The sequence below is a fragment of the Paralcaligenes ginsengisoli genome, assembly GCF_054781135.1.
Genome location: NZ_BAAGUZ010000002.1, coordinates 237,595 through 257,637, shown reverse-complemented (window position 1 = coordinate 257,637; position 20,043 = coordinate 237,595). Strand labels below are relative to the sequence as shown.

The window sequence follows — 20,043 nt, the reverse complement described above, 5'->3', positions numbered from 1 at the left end:
AGGCGCCATAATGCCCGACAAACTGCCCGGCGCGTCGGCAGCCGCCGATATCCAGGCCAGCTCCGCGCGGCGGCGCGCCCTGGGCGACTTCCTGCGCAGCGTGCGCGCGCGCGTGAGGCCTGAAACTGTGGGGCTGCCGGCGGGTACGCGCCGCCGCACTCCCGGCTTGCGGCGCGAAGAGCTGGCCCAACTGTGCGGCATCAGCGTCACCTGGTACACCTGGATCGAACAGGGGCGCGATGTGTCGGCTTCGCCGGGGGTCTGGGCGCGGCTGGCCAATGTCCTGCAACTGGTCCGTGGCGAACGGCAATATCTGTTTGAACTGGCCGAGTGTACCGATCCCGATCATGGCCGTGAACAGCCCGGCGAGCTGCCTTCGGACCTGACCGAGTGCGTTCACAGTATTACCGCGCCGGCTTATATCCTGGACCGCTGCTGGAATGTGCTGGCGCGCAATGAACCCTTGCTGCGCCTGTTCGACGGCTGGCCCGACCGCAGTACGCAGCCCAATCTGCTGCGCTATATTTTCCAGGACGCCACGGCGCGCGATCTGGTGGTCGATTGGGAGCAGCGCGCGCGCCGTGTGGTCGCCGAGTTCCGCGCCGACGCCGGCCCGCACGCCGACGAGCCCGATGTGCGGACCTTGGTTGACGATCTGCTGCAGACCAGCCCGGTTTTCACCCATTGGTGGACCCGCCAGACGGTCGTGGAGCGCGAGGGCGGGCGGCGCGAGTTCAGGCATCCGGAGCTGGGCGCCCTGATCTACAGGCAAATCACGTTTCGCCTGGCTACCCGCCCGGACTGCAAATTGGTGATTTTATTGACGGACGGCCAGGGCCTTGCGTGATGGCGGAGGCAGGAGCGACCCTTGTGGCCGCCCGCGGCGGCATTAACGGCCAGGGCGCGGATTCGTCATGTAATACGGAGACTGTTTCAGGAGGTACGAGGCAGTTTCTTGTTTTGGTGCAAGTGATCGCCGGCGTTGGGCGACAGGCGCCGGAACGAAAAGAACGACAGGGCGGTCAGCACGCCTATGACTACAAAACCCCAGATAATGTCGATCAGATCCAGGTGCGTAGCTCCGCGCCAGCCCATGCTGAGGTTGAGCGTAACGGCTGCGCAGCCGACTCCCAGGCTGATGCCCAGTTGCTGGGCCATGGCGGCAAAGCTGCTGGCCCGGCTCATTTTTTCGGAGCTGATGTCGGCGTAGGTCAGTGTATTGACGGCGGTGAAAAGCAAGGAACGGAAAAAACCGCCCACGACCAGGATGGCGATCATGATCCATATGGGCGTTTCGGGCCGGAACAGACTGCACAAGGCCACGAAGGCGCCCGCGATCAGCGCGTCGAACATCAGGATACGCTTGAAGCCGAAGCGCTGGATGATGGGGGTGGCTACGAATTTCATGATCATGGCGCCCACGGCGCTGGTAAAGGTGATCATGCCGGCCGAAAAGGGGGAAAGGCCAAAGCCGACCTGCAGCAGGATGGCCAGCAGGAAAGGGGTGGCGCCGACCGCGAACCGGCACAAATTGCCTCCCAGGACGGAGATGGCAAAGGTAGGGGTGCGCAGCAGATTCAGGTCGATAATTGGATATTCGGCATGTTTGGCGTGCCAGCAGTATAAAAGGCCGCAGACCAGGCCCGTACCCACCAGCAAGAGCAGATTGACCATCGGCATGGAGCTGTGGCCTATGGCTTCGAAGCCGGAAACCAGTGCCGCCAGGCAAATGCTGCTGAGAAGAAAGCCCAGCCAGTCCAGTTTGGGTCTGGAATCGGGGTAATCGTCCTGTACATAGTGCAGGATAAGCGCAATTCCCAGGATTCCCACCGGGATGTTGATCAGGAAAATCCAGTGCCAGGAGGCATAAGTCACTAAAAAACCACCCAGAGGTGGTCCAATGACTGGCCCCAGCAGGGCGGGCAGCGATAAAAAGGCCATTGCCTTGAGCAGTTCGGTTTTCGGGACTTTGCGCAGCATGATGACTCGGCCCACCGGCACCATCATGGCGCCCGCCATGCCTTGCACAATGCGGGCCACGACCAGTTGCGCCAGGTTATGCGACATGGCGCAGCCTATCGAACTCAGGGTAAATAGTAGAATGGCGGCCATAAATACCCGTTTGGCGCCGAACCGGTCGGCCGCCCAGCCGCTGATCGGTACAAAAACCGCCGTGGCGAGCAAATAGCTGGTAATGGCCACGTTCATCTGTACAGGCGTCGAATGCAGCGAAGTCGCCATGACAGGCAGCGCCGTTGCCACGACGGTGGAGTCCAGCATTTGCATGAACAGAGCGCAACCCACGATGAAGGGAATCATTCGAATCGCAGTGCGTTCGCGATCGGAAAGGGGCTGTGTGGGGGAAAAACGGGGGCTGGGATCCATTGCCTGATTCTAACTTTGTTTGACTGAAGTAAACTTGAAACCTGATTATCAAATTCCTTAGGTATTATGGCCAAGAATTACGAATCGGAAATTACCCAGTTTCTGAAGAACTATAAATCCGAGCATCCCGACACCGAGGCGCGGCAGCGCGACGGCCGGGCTCGTTTGTGGGACAAACAGCTCGATTCGGAGACCCTTGACGGTTTTCGGGTGGCGCGCGTTCCCCAGCGTCCCTACGTCTATCAAACCGACTAAGCGGTCCCGATGTCCGTGTCTTCCGTGCCGGTCGGCGACTTGGATGCCCTGGTCGAGCCTGTGATCGACAGCACTCCCGACGTCGTCGACAGCGTGGCATTGGCTCGCCTGTACGGCGAGCCTCTGTTTGCCATGCCGCAGGATCTCTACATTCCGCCGGATGCCCTGGAAGTATTTCTGGAAACCTTCCAGGGGCCACTGGATTTGCTGCTGTACCTGATACGCAAGCAAAACTTCAATGTGCTCGACATCCCCATGGCCGAGGTCACCAAGCAGTATTTGTCGTATGTCGAGCAGATCCGCAACCAGAACCTCGAGCTTGCCGGCGAATACCTGCTGATGGCCGCCTTGCTTATCGAAATCAAGTCGCGCATGTTGCTGCCGGTCAAGAAGACCGATACCGGCGAAGAGCCCGACGATCCGCGTGCCGAACTGGTGCGCCGTTTGCTCGAATACGAGCAAATGAAGCTTGCTGCGCAAAAACTCGATGCCCTGCCGCAAATAGGCAGGGATTTCTTGCGTACGCATGCGTTGATGGACTTGAGCGTGGAGCGGATGCTGCCGGACGTCAGCCCCGACGATTTGCGCACTGCCTGGCTGGACATCATGAGCCGTGCACGATTGAACGCGCATCATCACATTACGCGCGAACAGTTATCGGTGCGCGATCACATGAGCCAGATCCTGCGCCGCTTGAGCGATGTGCGTTTCATGGAATTTACCGAGTTGTTCATGGAGCGGGCCCACGAAGGCGATACAACGGCGATAATTGTCGTCCATTTTCTGGCCATGCTCGAATTGGCACGGGAGTCTCTGCTCGATATTACTCAGGCAGCGCCGTACGCGCCGATTTATGTGCGTTTGTCGTATACCCGTGCTCAGGCATGAATCCGGCCCAACCCTTACAAGACGGAGAGCCTTTTGAAAGTCGTTCACACGATTGAAGAACTGCGTGATCAACTGCGTGGCCAGTTGCGAGTGTCGTTCGTGCCGACTATGGGCAATTTGCACAATGGCCATTTGTCGCTGATGAAACTGGCCCGCCAGCATGGCGATCCTGTGGTGGCGAGTATTTTCGTCAATCGCCTGCAGTTTGGACCGAATGAGGATTTCGATCGCTATCCGCGCACCTTGCAGTCCGATATCGAAAAACTGGAACGCGAGCGCGATGTGTATGTCTTGTTTGCGCCCGATGAACGGGAAATGTATCCGGAGCCGCAAAACTACCAGGTCCAGCCTCCAGCCGATCTCGGCGACATACTCGAAGGCCACTTCCGTCCCGGGTTTTTTACCGGCGTCAGCACGGTGGTCATGAAGCTGTTCTCCTGTGTGCAGCCGCGTGTCGCGGTTTTCGGCAAGAAGGACTACCAGCAGCTCATGGTGGTGCGCAATATGTGCCGGCAGTTTCAATTGCCGGTGGACATTCTGGCCCACGAAACAGTGCGCGATACCGACGGGCTCGCGCTGTCGTCGCGCAATATGTACCTGAAGCCCGACGAGCGCCGCGAGGCCCATGTCCTGTATGCCACCTTGCAAAAAATACAGGCGCAAATCAAGTCGGGCAGCGCCGATCAGGCCGACCTGGAGGGGCAGGCTGTCGCTGCCCTGAGTGAGCGCGGCTGGAAGGTCGACTACGTGTCCTTGCGCCGGCAGCGCGACCTCAATTCCCCGACGGTTGGGGAAATCGGGGCGGGCGAACCGCTGGTGGTTCTGGCGGCGGCCAGGCTGGGCAGCACGCGCTTGATCGACAATCTGGAAATCTGAATTTCTGTAAGAAATGACAGGCGACTTTCCCTGAAACTCATGACAGAATCCTCCGTATGTTTTTACAGAGGAGACCGGCATGAATAATGTTTTCGATTCAGACAGCGAGCGTTTTGCCGTGCTGACCCCCCGCGAACGGGATGTCATGGCCTATGTGGTAATGGGCAAGCCCAACAAAATTATTGCCGCCGAACTCGGCGTGTCTCAGCGCACCGTCGAAGCCCATCGCGCCAGGGTCTTCCAGAAGCTGCAGGTCAGAAACGCCGTCGAGCTGACGCATTGCGTACTGGCGGCGTAGTTCTTGGGGACGGCCGGCTGTGTGCCGGGCCCCCATGGCCTAGTGCCCTTTATCGTTCAATTGCCGCATTGCATTGCGGGTTCTTTATTGAGCTCGCTGATCGCATCGACATCGGCTTGCCGGGTCAGGCGGTAGTCCAGATTGGGTGTGATGCTATCGATGCTGTTGATACGCAGCAGGTTGTCGGTGACGAAAGTCAGGTTGGCCTTGGTGTTGCGGTTTTTCAGTTGCAGCACAATCCGCAGGGGCGTGGTTCCTACGACTTCCCAACAGCCTTGTTGAACTATTTTCTTGTTGGCGGTGGCGCCGCCAAGGAATGCGGTGCGGGCCCGCCATTCGCCGCTGGGTGCCAGCGTAAGGGTGATCCGGGTGGCCGAGCAGGCGTTGCTGTCGGCCAGGCACGGGATGGTTCCTAAAAAGGTTTTGGCTTCAGTCAAAGGCCTGGTGCTTGCCGGAACGGCCGACTCGGCCTGGGGGCTGGCTTCGCCGCCTTGATTCGGTTTTTGGGTGTTGCCAAAGCCCAATTGGATCTGCGATGGAGCCCGTGTGTACGCCCGGCCCTGCGCCTGGGCCTCGGCATCGTGCTGCGTGTTGTCGCGTGGTTGATCGTAAAAACCGGCGGCACGCTGCTGTGCGCAGCCGGCGAGCATCACAGCCGATACCGTGATGCTCAGGGCATATAGAATTGGGCGCAGTTTGCGTGAAGCGAAGGCATGCATGACAGAAGTTCCATCGAATAGAGGCAATATGCATTCTACGCATTTATTGCCATTGTTGGGGGGCAGGCAATGGGATCGATTCCTGACAATGTGTGGGCGGGGTATGGGAGCGGCCTTGCCGGCGCACTGGCTGGCGCGTTGTCGGCCTGGTGGAGCACAGGCTTTGCCTGTGGCTACGGTGTCCGTCTTGCCGCCCGTTTTGGCACGGATAGCCCAACCCCCGGGTTCTTGCGCTTGCCGGCATGCGCGCGCTATGGCGCGGCAGCGGTCCTGGCACTGCTGACCTATGTTTTGCAAAGCAGGGTGGGGCTCGCTGCCGAGTTCTGGGCTGTCGGCATTGCCCTTAATATGCTGCTGATCCTGGCCGTCATCGATGTGCAGCTAGGCCTGCTGCCCGATGCGCTCACGCTGCCATTGCTGTGGCTGGGCCTGGCGGTGGCCTGGGTGGGATCCGCGGTTTCCCTGCACGATTCCGTTGCGGGCGTGGTGGCCGGATACGGATTTTTATGGCTGTTGTTCCGGGCGTTTTCCTGGATGGGTCGGGGCGAAGGCATGGGTTATGGCGACTTCAAGCTGCTTGCCGCCCTGGGCGCCTGGGTAGGTGTTTTCAGCTTGCCTTATGTCTTGCTGGCAGCGTGCATTGCGGGCGTGTCGTGGGCATTTTGCCGCCAGAAAAGCTTCGGGCTGGCCGCCTCCTATCCCTTCGGCCCGTTTTTGGCCGCCAGCGGCGCGGCCGCGCTGATACTCCGTCCTGATGTACATTCTTGTTTTTGGTAGAAAATCTGGCCAGGCCATATGTACAAGATAGGATTGACCGGAGGCATAGGATCCGGGAAAAGCCGCGTTGCCGATTTCTTTCAGGAATGGGGCGCCGCTGTCATCGACACCGATGTGATCGCCCATGAGCTCACGGCTCCCGGGGGAGGTGCCATTGAGCCCATCCGGCGCCGGTTCGGGCGGGCAATGATTGCGGCCGACGGTTCGCTGGACCGGAAAAAAATGCGCGAACTGGCATTTTCCAGTCCGGACGCGCGCGGGCAGCTGGAAGCCATTCTTCATCCAATGATAAGTGTCGTTACACAAGAGCGTGCCGATCGGGCGCAGGGATGTTATCTTGTGTTTGTCGTGCCATTGTTGGTGGAGTCGGGGCGATGGCGCGACCGCGTCGACCGGATTTGCGTGGTCGACTGCGATCCCGCTACCCAGATCGCACGGGTTCAGGCTCGCAATGGGCTGACGTCCGAAGCTATTGCGCGTATTATGTCAGCGCAAGCTTCGCGTAAGGATAGGCTGGCGCTTGCCGACGACGTCGTACTCAACGATGCGCAGACGACACTGGCAGAGCTCTCCCGGCGTGCGCGCCAGGTGCATGAACGCTGGTGTTTTTGGGCAATACAACAGAATTGATCGGTAAGCGGTGCCGATTGTTAAAAAGGTTCTTGGTCGCGTGATTCTTTACGAATATCCTTGCAATGAACGCGTTAGGGCTCTGCTCAGAGTCGAGCATTTGTTTAACAGGCTGTTTTTTTTCGCCGAAGGCTCCGACGCGCGTTATCAGCAGGTGGCGGTTGCGACACTGTTCGATGTGCTCGATATCTGCGATCGAACCGATCTCAAGGGCTCCATCCTGCAAGATCTCGAGCGGCAGCGCGCCACGCTCAATGCGCTGCGCCAGCATCCGGGAGTCGACCCCGACACCCTCGACACCCTGCTCAACGAGATCCAGGCCAGCAGCGCCGAACTCAGCTCCCAGGGGCGCGTTGGGCAAGTCCTGCGCGATAACGAATGGCTGGCCAGTTTGCGTGGCCGGATATCCGTGCCCGGCGGGTCGTCGCAGGTCGACATGCCTTCGTATTTCTCCTGGCAAATCAAGCCCTACGAAGCCCGCATGAGCGATTTGCGGCAATGGATAAGCCCGTTTTTATCCCTGTACAAAGGCCTTTCCCTGAATCTGCGCCTGTTGCGCGAATCCAGCGATGTCGCCAATCTCGAAGCGCGGCAAGGGGCCTACCAGGAAATGCTCAGCGGCAAGACTTTTCAGCTTTTGCGTGTCTGGGTTGATCCCGAGCTGGCGGTATTCCCCGAAATGAGCGCCAACAAGTACGTGATCTGGATACGCTTTGCTTCCCAGGACAGCGATCTGAAGCCTCAGCCGGTTACACGCGATATTCCTTTCAAGTTGTCACGCTGCAACGTATAGGCCAGGCCCTGCGGGCGCAATTTTGTACGGCTTTGTCGCGCCAAGGGAAATAAGTTGTTGCGTTCCATTTCATGCGGCCAATATTTGTGCTCAGGAAGGCTTCAAATCGGCGAGAATAGCGAGGTTATCGCGTCCCGAAACGGAGAGTAGTGCATGTTGGAGCCAGGTTCCGAGCCAAATCGTCATCGCCCCGCCCGAGCCTGGGTTTGGGTTGCTGTCATTGCAGTTGCGCTGGCGGGAGGGTATTGGGCCTTCAACAAACAGCATGGCGGTTCGGCCGGCAAGGCTCGAGGCGGGGCCTCCGATGTGGTGCCGGTCCGGGTAGCCACGGTGCAGACAGGGCGCATCAATTATTCGTTGAATGCCGTCGGCACAGTGACCGCATTCAATACCGTCACCGTGCTCAGCCGCGTCGCCGGCGAACTGCAGAAAATAGCGTTCACCGATGGGCAGAAAGTGCAGCAGGGCGATTTGCTTGCGCAGATCGATCCGCGCTCGTTCCAGGTGGCGCTCGAACAGGCCGAGGGCCAGCAAAAGCAGAACGAGGCGCTGTTGCAGAATGCGCGCCTCGACCTGCAGCGTTATCAACTGCTATATAAGCAGAATTCCATCGCCAAGCAGCAGGTGGATACCCAGGCATCCCTGGTCCAGCAGTACATGGGTTCCCAGAAAAGCGACCAGGCCGCTGTCGATAACGCCAGGCTGCAACTGAGTTTTACACGAATCACCGCGCCGATTTCAGGACGGCTGGGCTTGCGGCTGGTTGATCAGGGCAATCTGATCTCCGCGTCGACCGCCCCCGGTCTGGTTGTCATTACGCAAACGCAACCGATTTCCGTGGTATTTACTTTGCCGCAGGCACAGTTGCCGCAAGTACTGGCCGAATGGCACAAAGGCAGCAAGCTTCCCGTCGATTTGTACGGCCGCGACGACAAGGTCAAGATTGCCAGCGGCGAGCTGATGTCGATCGACAATCAAATCGACGTGGCTACGGGCACCCTCAAGCTCAAAGCCAAATTCGACAATGACGACGAGTCCCTGTTTCCCAACCAGTTCGTCAATGTGCATTTGCTGGTCAGCACCGACGACAAGGCGACGGTGGTGCCCACGATTGCGGTGCAGCAAGGTTCGATCGGGCCATTTGTCTATGTGATCCAGCCGGATAACAAGGCCCACATCCAGCCAATCAAGACCGGAATCGTCGACGGCGGCAGCATTGCGGTCACGTCTGGTCTGACGATCGGCCAGCAGGTGGTAACAGAAGGCCTGGATCGTTTGAACGAGGGCGCCCAGGTAGAGATCATGACTGGCGCCGCCGTGCCTGGCACGCCGGCCAAAGGAGCTGTTGCTCCGAAGGCTCCCGCCGGCTCCCGGACCCGCACTGGGCACTGATTTCCGTGAATCTATCGCGCCTTTTCATTATGCGGCCGGTTGCCACGACGCTGGCAATGCTGGCCGTGCTGATTGCCGGCATACTCGCATACCGGATCCTGCCCGTATCGGCATTGCCCGAGGTCGATTATCCGACCATTCAGGTGGTAACCCTGTATCCGGGCGCCAGCCCGGTAGTGATGACCTCTCTGGTGACCTCGCCCCTGGAACGCCAGTTCGGACAAATGCCTGGATTGTCCCAGATGAGCTCGTCGAGTTCGGGCGGCTCGTCGATGATTACCCTGCAGTTCGATCTGGGTTTGCCGCTGGATGTGGCCGAACAGGAAGTGCAGGCGGCGATCAATGCCGCTTCGAACCTGCTGCCCAGCGATCTGCCCACGCCGCCCACCTACAACAAGGTGAATCCGGCCGATACGCCGGTCATAAGCCTGGCCATTACTTCGCCCACCTTGCCTTTGTATCAGGTCCGGGATCTGATCGATATACGTGTGGCGCAGAAGCTGTCGCAGGTATCCGGTGTGGGCCTGGTCAGCATCGCCGGCGGGCAACGGCCGGCCGTACGCGTACAGGTCAATCCACAGGCACTGGCATCGCACAATCTGACGCTGACCGATGTGCGCACGGCCATCACCAGCGCAAGCACCAATCAGCCCAAGGGAAACCTGGATGGTCCGGAACGTTCCACGACGATCAACGCCAACGATCAGCTCAGTTCCGTCAAGGACTATGACTCGCTGATTTTGTCCTATAAGAACGGGGCTCCCTTGCGTCTGCGCGATGTGGCCACGGCGGTACAGGATGCGCAGGACATCCGCCAGGCCGCATGGGTGGGCAAGACGCCCGCGGTGCTGCTGAATATTCAGCGTCAGCCCGGGGCCAATGTGATCGATGTGGTGGACCGCATCAAGGCGCTGCTGCCCTCCCTGAAGCAGTCTCTGCCTGTTGGGGTCGATGTCTCCGTGGCGACCGATCGCACGCAAACCATTCGTGATTCCATCAACCATGTCCTGTTCGAGATGGTGCTGGCCATAGTGCTGGTGGTGCTGGTGACTTTTGTGTTTTTGCGCAGCTGGACGGCAACCTTCATTCCCAGCGTGGTGGTGCCTTTGTCGCTGGTGGGCACCTTCGGCATCATGTATCTGGCCGGGTTCAGCATCAATAACCTGACCCTGATGGCGCTCACCATTGCCACGGGTTTTGTGGTCGATGACGCGATCGTCATGATCGAGAATATCGCGCGGCACATCGAGGCCGGCGAAACCGCCTTGAAGGCGGCTCTCAAGGGCGCGGCCCAGATAGGGTTCACGCTGGTTTCCCTGACATTGTCCCTGATCGCCGTGCTGATTCCTCTTCTGTTCATGAGCGACGTAATAGGGCGGCTGTTTCGTGAATTCGCCATTACGCTGGCGGTGGCCATCCTGATTTCGCTGGCGATCTCCCTGACGCTCACGCCCATGATGTGCGCGCGTCTGCTCAAGCCCGAGTCCGAGATGAAATTCGGCCGTTTCCAGCGTAAAACCGGCGCCATGATCGACGGCCTGGTGCGCGGCTACGATCGCGGCCTGTCTTTCGTCCTGGCGCACCAGCGCATCACCCTGCTGGTGGCCGTCGGCACGCTGGCCGTGACCGGCCTGTTGTATCTGCTTGTGCCCAAGGGTTTTTTCCCGCAACAGGATACCGGTATGATCCAGGCCATCAGCCAGGCGCCGCAGACGGTTTCCTTTCCGTCCATGGCGCGGCGCCAGCAGCAGGCGGTCGATCGAATCCTGGAAGATCCGGCAGTATCCACGGTGACTTCGTTCATAGGCATCGATGGCACCAATTCAACCTTGAATACGGGCCGCCTGCAGATTGCCCTCAAGCCCACGGGTGAACGCAGCGACAATGCCATGGCCATCATCGGGCGACTGAATCAGGCGCTGAAAAATATACCCGAGATCAAAGTCTATATGCAGCCGGTGCAGGACCTGACCATCGACGATCAGGTCAGCCGGACCCAGTACCAGATGACTTTGTCGGACCCCGATAGTGCGGTGCTGGGCACATGGGTGCCCAAGGTTGTGCAAAAGCTGCAAGGCCTGCCGCAACTGACGGATGTGGCCGACGATTTTCAAAATGGCGGCCTGCAGACCTCGCTGGTCATCGATCGCGACGCGGCGGCGCGCCTGGGCGTGACCACTGCGGCCATCGATGAGGCCCTCTACGATGCCTTCGGCCAGCGGCTGATTTCAACCATCTTCACCCAATCGTCGCAGTATCGTGTCGTGCTGGAAGTCGCACCGCAGTATCGCCAGAGCCCGGCGGCGCTGGCGCAGATCTACGTCCCGACCTCAGGCGGCACCCCGGTTCCCCTGACCAGCCTGGCGCGCGTCGTCGAGTCCAATACCTTGCTGTCCATCGAACGCCTGGACCAGTTCCCGGCGGCGACGGTGTCCTTCAACCTGGCGTCGGGCGTGGCTTTGTCCGACGCGGTCGATGCGATCCAGAAAGCCGAGGCCGGCATGGGCCTGCCCGCCTCTATCGATACGCGATTCCAGGGGGCGGCCAAGGCGTTCCAGGCCTCGCTGAGCAGCACCCTTTGGCTGCTTCTGGCCGCCGTGGTGGCGATGTACATCGTGCTGGGAATATTGTACGAAAGCTACATCCACCCGATCACCATCCTGTCGACCTTGCCGTCGGCCGCGATCGGCGCGCTGCTGGCCCTGCTGATCAGCCGGACCGAGCTCGACATGATAGGCGTCATCGGCATTATTCTGCTGATCGGCATCGTCAAGAAAAATGCCATCATGATGATCGACTTCGCGCTCGATGCCGAGCGCCACAGAGGCCTGAGCCCCAGGGCGGCAATACACGAGGCTGCGCTGCTGCGCTTCCGCCCGATCCTGATGACTACGCTGGCGGCCTTGTTCAGCGCCATTCCGCTGATGCTGGCTACGGGCGCAGGCTCGGAACTGCGGCAGCCCCTGGGCCTGGTGATGGTAGGCGGCCTGCTGTGCAGCCAGTTGCTGACTCTGTTTACTGTTCCCGTGATTTATCTGGCGTTCGATCGCCTGGCGCGTCGTTTCCGGCCCAGGCCGGCGGTTGACAGGGCTCCGGACGAGGCCTTGCCATGAGGTTCCTGGCCCTGTTCATCATGCGGCCCGTTGCAACAACGCTATTGAGCCTGGCGCTGGTGCTGACGGGGGCGCTGGCCTTTGGCCTGCTGCCGGTATCTCCTTTGCCGCAGGTGGACTACCCGATGATTTCGGTTTCCGCCAGCATGCCCGGCGCCAGCCCCGAAACCATGGCCTCCAGCGTGGCAACCCCGCTGGAGCAGGCCCTGGGCTCGATTGCCGGGGTCACGGACATGAGCTCGAGAAGCACCGAGGGCTCCACCCGCGTCTCCCTGCAGTTCGATTTGAGCCGCGACATCAATAGCGCCGCGCGCGATGTGCAGGCCGCCATCAACGCTTCGCGCACACTCCTGCCGTCAAGCCTGCGCAGCAACCCCACCTACCACAAGGTCAATCCGGCGTCGGCGCCCATCATGGTCCTGGCGCTGACCTCGCCCACGGTAACGCAGGGGCAGCTGTATGACATGGCGTCGACCATTCTCGCGCAAAAGCTGGCCCAGGTTTCGGGTGTGGGCGAGGTCGATGTCGGGGGCAGCTCCTTGCCGGCGATACGCATTGACCTGAATCCCCAGGCGCTCAACAGCGCCGGAGTGGCGTTGGACGATGTGCGTACCGCCCTGGTGAATGCCAATGGCCTGCGCCCCAACGGCATGGTCGAAAACGACCAGTACCACTGGCTGCTGAATTCGGGCGATCAGTTGACCCAGTCGGCGCAGTACCGGCCGCTGATCGTGGCCTGGCGCAATGGCGCGCCGATACGCCTGAGCGATGTCGCCACAGTCACGGATTCGGTCGAGGATCTTTTCAATGCCGGATTCTTCAACAATCAGAAAGCCATTTCACTGATCGTGCGGCGGCAGTCCGATGCCAATATCATCGAGACCGTCGATGCGATTCGCGCCCAGATCCCCAGCTTCCAGGCCATGCTGCCGGCCAATGTCACGCTTACCGTGGCGCAGGATCGCACTCCGAGCATACGCGCTTCCCTGCACGAGGCAGAGCTGACTCTGGTAATCGCCGTGGTGCTGGTGGTGCTGGTGGTGCTGCTGTTTTTGCGCAATCTGCGCGCGGCGCTCATTCCCAGCATTGTCGTGCCCGTATCGCTGATTACCACCTTCAGCCTGATGCTGTTGTTCAATTTCACGCTCAACACCATTTCCCTCATGGCCTTGATTGTGGCGGCGGGGTTCGTGGTCGACGATGCCATCGTCGTGCTTGAAAACATCATCCGGCATATAGAACGGGGCGCGCCTCCGGTGCGTGCGGCCATACGCGGTCTCAAGGAGGTGGGCTTTACCGTGCTGGCGATGAGCGTGTCCCTGGTTGCGGTATTCATCCCCATTCTGCTCATGAGCGGCATAGTCGGGCGCCTGTTCCGCGAGTTTGCGGTAACCCTGTCGGCTTCCATCATGGTGTCCCTGCTGGTTTCCCTGACGCTGACCCCCATGATGTGCTCGCGCCTGTTGCGCCGGCAGGAACGTGTTCGAAAGCCGCCGGGCCGCCTGGCCCGGACCTTTCAATCGGTGGGCGAAGTATTGTGGGACGGATATAAAAGATCCTTGTCGTGGGCGCTGGCGCATGGGCGCTTCATGATGTTGTTGCTGGCCATCACGATCGGACTCAATGTGTATTTGTACAAGATCGTGCCCAAAGGCTTTTTCCCGCAGCAGGATACCGGCCAGCTATTGGGATTCTTTCGTGTCGATCAGGGAACCTCCTTTACGGCCATGCTGCCCAAACTGGAAGATTTTCGCAAAGTGCTGCTGCAGGATCCCGCTGTTGCAAGCGTAACCGGCTATGCCGGCGGTCGCGGCGGAAGCAATTCCAGTTTCCTGCTTATACAACTCAAGCCGCTGGATGTCCGCAAGATCAGCGCAACGCAGGTTGTGAATCGCCTGCGCGGCCAATTCCAGGGCGTGCCCGGCGCGCGCCTGACACTGGTGCCGCAGCAGGACATCCGGATGGGCAGCCGTCAAACCAGCACGGCGTCCTACGACTACACCTTGATGGCCAGCGATCTGGGGCTGCTCAAGACCTGGCTGCCCAAGGTGCAGAAAATCATGGCCGGCTTGCCCGAACTGGTCGATGTGGACACCGACGTCGAAGACAAGGGAACTCAGGTCAATCTGGTTATAGACCGCGACGCGGCAACCCGCCTGGGCGTCAATATGGGCCTGATTGCGTCGACGCTGAATAATTCGTTCAGCCAGCGGCAGATCTCGGTCATCTATGGGCGGCTGAATCAATACCATGTGGTCATGGGGCTGGATCAGCGCTATGCCCAGAATGCCGAATCGCTCAAGCTGGTGCAGGTGGTCACGGCCGGCGGCAACAGAGTGCCGCTGTCCGCATTTGCCCATTTCGAGGTTGGCAATTCGCCGCTCAGTGTGCAGCACCAGGGCTTGTTCGCCGCGGATACGGTTTCGTTCAGCCTGGCGCCCGGCGTGGCATTGGACCAGGGGCTTCAGGCCATCAACAATGCAGTGGCGCGCAGCGGCTTGCCGACCCGGGAAATACAGGCGGGCTTCCAGGGCGATGCGCAGGCTTTGCAGCAGTCTCTGGCGCAGCAGCCCTGGTTGATCCTGGCGGCGCTTGTCACCATGTATATCGTGCTGGGCATGCTCTACGAAAGCTATGTGCATCCCATTACGATTCTGTCGACCTTGCCGTCTGCGGGTATAGGTGCCTTGCTGGCCCTGATGCTGCTGGGCGAACAATTTACGCTGATTGCGCTGATCGGAGTATTTCTGCTGATCGGCATAGTCAAGAAAAATGCCATCATGATGGTGGATTTTGCCCTGCAGGCCGAGCGTGAGCAGAACCTGTCCTCGCGCGATGCCATATACCAGGCGTGCCTGATCCGGTTTCGCCCTATCATGATGACGACGGTATCGGCGCTGTTTGGCGCGCTGCCCCTGGTGCTGGCTTCGGGTGCCGGCGTGGAATTGCGCCGGCCGCTGGGCCTGACCATTGTCGGCGGCCTGATCCTCAGCCAGATCCTGACGCTCTACACCACACCCGTTGTTTATTTATATCTGGATCGCTTCCGTTTGTGGGCCAAACGCAAGCGGGGGCAGCCTGCACATGGTTAATTTGCATAAAAAAATCTTGAGAAATTCGGCGCTTGTCGTGCTGACGGCTTTGCTCGGCGCGTGCGCGGTGGGGCCGAATTATCAGCGGCCGACTGTTTCCGTGGGGAACGGGTACAAAGAAGCAAAAGGCTGGAAACTCGCGCAGCCTGGTGACACGGGCTTGCGTGCCGACTGGTGGCGCAGCTACAACGACTCCGTGCTCAATGGGCTTATGGATGGCTTGCTCGCATCCAACCAGAACATTGCGCAAGCCGAGGCCCAGTACCGTCAGGCGCAAGCGTTGGTGAAATCCGCCAGGGCCGGCTTTTTCCCGACCGTAACGGGGGGCCTGTCTTCGACGCGCTCCGGCAGCCGCAGTCCCGACACCGGTTCGGGTTCCAGCAGCAGCAAGAGCAGCCAATCGGAGCTTAGCGGCGCGGTAAGCTGGGAACCCGACATCTGGGGCAAGGTGCGGCGTTCGGTGGAGTCAAGCCGGGCGGGCCTTGAAGCGAGTGCGGCCGATGTGGCGGCAACGCGCTTGAGCATGCAATCGACCCTGGCGCAAACCTATTTCAATTTACGCGCGCTGGATGCGGAGAAACGGCTATACGTCCAGACGCTTGCCGCCTATCAGCGTTCCCTGACGACGACCGAGAACCGCTACCATGCGGGCGTGGCGGCGCAGTCCGATGTGGAAGCCGCCCGCACTCAACTGGAGAACGCGCGTACCGACGCATTGGCGCTGGAATGGCAGCGCGCGCAGTACGAGCATGCGCTGGCGGTGCTTACAGGGCAGGCCCCGTCGAGTTTCGCGCTTGCTCCAGACCAGACAGTGGGAACCGTGCCTGAAATTCCAGTCGGCCTGCCGTCGCAATTGCTTGAGCGCCGCCCTGATGTGGCCGCCGCCGAGCGCCGCACCGCCGAGGCCAATGCCAAGATCGGCGTGGCCCAGGCGGCCTGGTTTCCGGACCTGACCCTGAGCGCCAGCGGCGGCTTCAGCAATAGCCAGTTGGCGCTATGGCTGGCGGCGCCGGCCAGTTTCTGGTCCCTGGGGCCGGCATTGGCCATGACGCTGTTCGACGGCGGTGCGCGCCAGGCGAATATTGAACAGTCGCGCGCGGCCTACGATGCGCAAGTCGCCGCCTACCGTTCGACGGTTTTGGGCGCTTTGCAGGAGGTCGAAAATTACCTGGTGCAATTAAGCGTGATGGCCCGGGAACAGCAGACCCAGGACCGGGCCCTGGCCTCGGCGCGCGAATCCCTGCGCCTGACGGAAAACCAGTACCAGGCCGGAATAATCGATTACCTGAGTGTTGCGCAGGTTGAAACCACCGCCTTGAGCACTGAACGTTCGGCGCTGGCGCTCAGAGCGGCTCGACTGGTGGCCAGCGTGCAATTGATTGCCGCGCTGGGCGGCGGCTGGCAGGTGCCCCAGCCGGCCGACAATCATCAGGCGAGCAGCAAATGACGGATGCCGGCAATGCCGTGTGCACCGTGTTCCCGTGCGATCGGCCCGGTTTGGGCGGATTGTCCGCCGATGGCGAATACCGGGCGTCCGGCTTGCTCGGCCAGTCGGGAAAATTGTTCCCAGCCCATGCCGGGTCGGTCCGGGTGCGAAGGGGTGTCGAGCACATGTCCAAGGACGGCGAAATCAGCATTCAGTGCGCGCGCCGCAGCCAGGTCGTCGAGCGTGTGAGCCGATACGCCAATCAGGCCCGGTGCGGGAACCGGGCTGCCTGACTCGGCCAGTGCCCGGGCATCTGCCGCGCGCCACTGTGTGCCGTCCGCTTGCGTTCGCCACGGTGCCGGGTGGCTGCTGTTGACGAGGCACTGCGCTTCAAATTCACGACAGCGCTGCAATACCTGCCTGAACCCGGAGTAGACCTCGTGCTCGGCGGCGTGGGCCGACCAGGCGGGTTCGCGAAACTGTACCAGCCTTACTCCTCGCTTGAGGGCCTGGGTAAGCAAGTCCATGAAGCGGGGCAGATTCTCGCTGCGCTCGATGGAGGTGAGCAGGTAATGGTCGGGAAGTTGCAGCCAGCGCAGCGGTGGTTCGGTGGCCGGCAAGAGCTGGCCTACGGTAATCGGTTGCTGGGGGTCGACCCAGGCTAGGATCTGGCCTTCGCGCCCGACGGGCGTGCCGTTCCAGGCGGTAACCCGGCAAAACGCCAGGCGCACGATGTTCTTGGGGTATTCGTGCACATGAGTGATCCACGGAGTGGCTTCGGTGATATCGATGTCGAGCTCTTCCTTCAGTTCGCGCGCCAAGGCTTGGAGCACGGTTTCGCCGGGCTCGATTTTCCCTCCGGGCAGTTCCCACCAGCCCGACCAGGGCTTGTCGGCGGGGCGCTCGGCCAGCAGCAGCGAGCCGTCGGCACGCTGGATCATGCCGGCGGCGACATTGATGAGCGGTTTAGACATGACGGGCCGACCAGTCGCGGGCGAACTGACGCGCGACGCGGCCGGAACGCGAACCGCGCTCGAGCGCCCATTGCAGCGCTTCGGTACGCGAGGCTTCGATATCGGCATTGGTGCAGCCGAGCTCTTTGAGCCAGTAATACACAATGTCCAGATAGTCGTCCTGCTTGAATGGGTAAAACGACAGCCACAGCCCGAATCGTTCCGACAGCGAGATTTTTTCTTCAACCGTTTCGCCGGGATGGATTTCGCCGTCGGACTGATGCTGAGCGCTGAGGTTCTCGCTCATGTATTCGGGCATGAGATGGCGCCGATTCGACGTGGCGTAGATCAGCACGTTATCGCCCGACGATGAGATCGAACCATCCAGCACCGACTTGAGCGCCTTGTAGCCGGCTTCGCCTTCCTCGAAGGACAGGTCGTCGCAAAAGATAATGAAACGTTCGCTGCGCTGGCCGACCAGGTCGACGATATCGCCCAAATCGCCCATATCGGCCTTGTCGACCTCGATGAGCCGCAAGCCGCGTGATCCATAGGCGGCCAGCATGGCCTTGACCAGCGAGCTCTTGCCGGTGCCGCGGGCGCCTGTCATGAGCACATTGTTGGCCGGCTTTTTCTGCAGGAAATGCTGCGTGTTGCGATCAATAATGCCTTTCTGGCGCTCGACATGCTGCAGGTCGTCAAGGTTGATGAGCGATACATGCTTGACGGCATCGAGCCAGCCGCGATTGCTGCGTTTGCGCCAACGAAAAGCATGCGCCGACCAATCCGTTTCCGGCGGTGCCGGAGGAAGCCACGCTTCTAATTGCGCCAGTACGCGTTCGGCGCGTTGAATAAGCGTGCTTAAGTCGGTGGCACTCACTGAGTTCTCCATATGGAATTGGGGCAAACCGCTATTATCGCCAATTTATGCCTGGTCTTGCAGGAATTGCGATTTGGGTGCATTGGCATCCGGGGCCGTGTTATGTGTGATGTTCGCGCAAGAACGTATAATCCCAGCCTTGATCCGCCAGATTTTGTAACTGTTTGGATTTGCACGGCCGTACCTTGCTGTTCAGAGGTTCACGCCGCGCGTGCCGGCGCTGTCGGCCCAAATGATTGGCAGAAAGGCGGCCTTGTTGATTTTGCCCTTTGGCTTACTTTAAACCCGGACCCTGTTTTGAATCTCGCCGAGTTGCTTGCCCCCATTGCAGAGGATATGAAAGCGGTCGATGCGGTTATTCGCTCCCGCCTGAGTTCCGACGTTGTCATGATACGCACGATCGGCGACTATATCGTGGGCGCGGGCGGCAAGCGCATGCGCCCCGCCTTGTTGCTCATGATTGCCAAGGCCCTGGGCTACCAGGGAACGCATCATCATTTGCTGGCCGCGGTCGTCGAGTTCATTCATACGGCCACTTTGCTGCACGACGATGTGGTGGACGAGTCCGATATGCGCCGCGGCCGCAGCACGGCCAATGCGGTGTTCGGCAACGCGGCCAGCGTACTGGTGGGCGATTACCTGTATTCCCGTTCTTTTGAAATGATGGTTGAAACCGACAAGATGCAGGTCATGTCCATCTTGTCGGGGGCGACCACCATCATTGCCGAGGGCGAGGTGCTGCAGCTCATGAATGTGCACGATCCCGAGGTATCGCTGGAGCGCTACCTGCAGGTGGTGCGGTACAAAACGGCCAAGCTGTTCGAAGCTTCGGCACAGGTCGGCGCCGTCATTGCCGGGGCTACGCCCGAACAGGAGGCCGCCGCGGCCGCCTATGGCCGTCATATCGGCACCGCGTTCCAACTGATCGACGATGTACTCGACTACAGCGGCGATGTCGATGCGCTGGGCAAGAACGTGGGCGACGATTTACGCGAAGGCAAGCCCACCATGCCGCTGATTCGTGTCATGGAGATCGGTACCGAGGCCCAGAAGACATTGATCCGGGACGCCATCAAAACCGGCGAGGCCGACTTTGAAGCCGTGGCGCTGGCCATCCACGATACCGGCGCGCTGGACTACACGCGCCAGGCGGCGGTCGCCGAAGCCGGGCGGGCCCGCGAGGCCCTGGCCGCCTATCCGGTTTCCGTTCAGCTGGAATCTTTGTTAGAATTTTGCTCTTTCGCCGTCGAACGGAATCATTAAGTTGTTCGTGGACGGGGTTATTTAGTTGCTCTCAAACGGAATCGCCGGGTTTTGCTAAAATGCTCGTCTTGCCGTTGGATTTGCCGGTAAGCGGATTGCTCGCAGGCGGGTCAGTCCTGGGTACATAGCCCGGTACAAAGGCAGCAATATGGCCCACGGCAAATCATTTGGCATTAAATCGGGGCGTAGCTCAGCCTGGTAGAGTACTGCGTTCGGGACGCAGGAGCCGGAGGTTCAAATCCTCTCGCCCCGACCAATATATTCCGACAATAAAAGCCCCTTGTCATTCAGGGGTTTTTGTTT

The 20,043-nt window shown here is 60.2% G+C and carries 17 protein-coding genes and 1 tRNA gene; 14 read left to right on the top strand and 4 right to left on the bottom strand.

Translation table 11 applies throughout. The features are described from left to right. The first annotated feature begins 10 nt into the window (after nt 1–10). The gene (locus ACYVIS_RS01380; RefSeq protein ID WP_460873061.1) at nt 11–847 is read left to right on the top strand and encodes a helix-turn-helix transcriptional regulator; all 837 of its coding nucleotides are present in this window, start codon (nt 11–13) and stop codon (nt 845–847) included. Between the two features lie 86 nt (nt 848–933). Here the strand turns inward: ACYVIS_RS01380 and ACYVIS_RS01375 are convergent, their stop codons facing one another. Continuing rightward, complete coding sequence (locus ACYVIS_RS01375) at nt 934–2,385, bottom strand: DHA2 family efflux MFS transporter permease subunit (RefSeq protein WP_460873060.1); 1,452 nt, start codon at nt 2,383–2,385, stop codon at nt 934–936. Between the two features lie 66 nt (nt 2,386–2,451). Between ACYVIS_RS01375 and ACYVIS_RS01370 the strand changes: the two genes are divergently transcribed. From ACYVIS_RS01370 to ACYVIS_RS01355, 4 genes are all read left to right on the top strand, one after another. Continuing rightward, entirely contained in the window at nt 2,452–2,640 is a 189-nt protein-coding gene (locus ACYVIS_RS01370; RefSeq protein ID WP_232742332.1) for a DUF3460 family protein, read from the top strand. 9 nt (nt 2,641–2,649) lie between these two features. Continuing rightward, the gene (locus ACYVIS_RS01365) at nt 2,650–3,528 is read left to right on the top strand and encodes a segregation and condensation protein A (RefSeq protein WP_232742333.1); all 879 of its coding nucleotides are present in this window, start codon (nt 2,650–2,652) and stop codon (nt 3,526–3,528) included. Between the two features lie 33 nt (nt 3,529–3,561). Beyond that, the gene (gene panC / locus ACYVIS_RS01360) at nt 3,562–4,404 is read left to right on the top strand and encodes a pantoate--beta-alanine ligase (protein ID WP_460873059.1); all 843 of its coding nucleotides are present in this window, start codon (nt 3,562–3,564) and stop codon (nt 4,402–4,404) included. A 79-nt stretch (nt 4,405–4,483) separates the two neighbouring features. After that, nucleotides 4,484–4,702 (top strand): response regulator transcription factor, encoded by a 219-nt coding sequence (locus ACYVIS_RS01355; RefSeq protein ID WP_232742335.1) that lies wholly within the window; start codon nt 4,484–4,486, stop codon nt 4,700–4,702. Between the two features lie 56 nt (nt 4,703–4,758). On the opposite strand, the gene ACYVIS_RS01350 is transcribed toward ACYVIS_RS01355, so the two are convergent. Further along, the gene (locus ACYVIS_RS01350; RefSeq protein WP_232742336.1) at nt 4,759–5,421 is read right to left on the bottom strand and encodes a copper resistance protein NlpE N-terminal domain-containing protein; all 663 of its coding nucleotides are present in this window, start codon (nt 5,419–5,421) and stop codon (nt 4,759–4,761) included. A 69-nt stretch (nt 5,422–5,490) separates the two neighbouring features. Here ACYVIS_RS01350 and ACYVIS_RS01345 point away from each other — a divergent pair, with 69 nt between their 5' ends. From ACYVIS_RS01345 to ACYVIS_RS01315, 7 genes are all read left to right on the top strand, one after another. Next, a complete protein-coding gene (locus ACYVIS_RS01345) occupies nt 5,491–6,198 on the top strand; it encodes a prepilin peptidase (RefSeq protein ID WP_460873058.1) in 708 nt (235 codons plus the stop codon). 18 nt (nt 6,199–6,216) lie between these two features. After that, nucleotides 6,217–6,828 (top strand): dephospho-CoA kinase, encoded by a 612-nt coding sequence (coaE, locus tag ACYVIS_RS01340; protein ID WP_460873057.1) that lies wholly within the window; start codon nt 6,217–6,219, stop codon nt 6,826–6,828. Nucleotides 6,829–6,838: 10 nt separating this feature from the next. Next, on the top strand, nt 6,839–7,621 hold the full coding sequence (gene zapD, locus ACYVIS_RS01335) for a cell division protein ZapD (RefSeq protein ID WP_460873056.1): 783 nt from the start codon (nt 6,839–6,841) through the stop codon (nt 7,619–7,621). A gap of 153 nt (nt 7,622–7,774) precedes the next feature. After that, on the top strand, nt 7,775–9,013 hold the full coding sequence (locus ACYVIS_RS01330) for an MdtA/MuxA family multidrug efflux RND transporter periplasmic adaptor subunit (protein ID WP_232742340.1): 1,239 nt from the start codon (nt 7,775–7,777) through the stop codon (nt 9,011–9,013). Nucleotides 9,014–9,042: 29 nt separating this feature from the next. Further along, nucleotides 9,043–12,126: a multidrug efflux RND transporter permease subunit gene (locus tag ACYVIS_RS01325; protein WP_460873184.1), complete on the top strand. Its 3,084-nt coding sequence runs from the start codon at nt 9,043–9,045 to the stop codon at nt 12,124–12,126. After that, entirely contained in the window at nt 12,123–15,218 is a 3,096-nt protein-coding gene (locus ACYVIS_RS01320) for an efflux RND transporter permease subunit (RefSeq protein ID WP_460873055.1), read from the top strand. Before ACYVIS_RS01325 ends, ACYVIS_RS01320 begins: the two co-directional genes overlap by 4 nt. Further along, nucleotides 15,211–16,665 carry an efflux transporter outer membrane subunit gene (locus tag ACYVIS_RS01315; RefSeq protein WP_460873054.1) on the top strand — a complete coding sequence of 485 codons (1,455 nt, stop codon included), beginning with the start codon at nt 15,211–15,213 and terminating at the stop codon, nt 16,663–16,665. The genes ACYVIS_RS01320 and ACYVIS_RS01315 overlap by 8 nt, the downstream gene beginning before the upstream one ends. Here the strand turns inward: ACYVIS_RS01315 and ACYVIS_RS01310 are convergent. Both ACYVIS_RS01310 and ACYVIS_RS01305 read right to left on the bottom strand, forming a co-directional pair. Beyond that, nucleotides 16,647–17,618 carry a Nudix family hydrolase gene (locus ACYVIS_RS01310; RefSeq protein ID WP_460873053.1) on the bottom strand — a complete coding sequence of 324 codons (972 nt, stop codon included), beginning with the start codon at nt 17,616–17,618 and terminating at the stop codon, nt 16,647–16,649. The genes ACYVIS_RS01315 and ACYVIS_RS01310 overlap by 19 nt on opposite strands. Further along, nucleotides 17,611–18,477 (bottom strand): ATP-binding protein, encoded by an 867-nt coding sequence (locus ACYVIS_RS01305; protein WP_232742345.1) that lies wholly within the window; start codon nt 18,475–18,477, stop codon nt 17,611–17,613. Before ACYVIS_RS01305 ends, ACYVIS_RS01310 begins: the two co-directional genes overlap by 8 nt. A gap of 297 nt (nt 18,478–18,774) precedes the next feature. On the opposite strand from ACYVIS_RS01305, the gene ACYVIS_RS01300 reads away from it, so the two are divergent. After that, nucleotides 18,775–19,740 (top strand): polyprenyl synthetase family protein, encoded by a 966-nt coding sequence (locus tag ACYVIS_RS01300; protein WP_232742346.1) that lies wholly within the window; start codon nt 18,775–18,777, stop codon nt 19,738–19,740. A 179-nt stretch (nt 19,741–19,919) separates the two neighbouring features. Further along, a tRNA-Pro gene (locus tag ACYVIS_RS01295) sits at nt 19,920–19,996 on the top strand. The last annotated feature ends 47 nt before the right edge of the window (nt 19,997–20,043 follow it).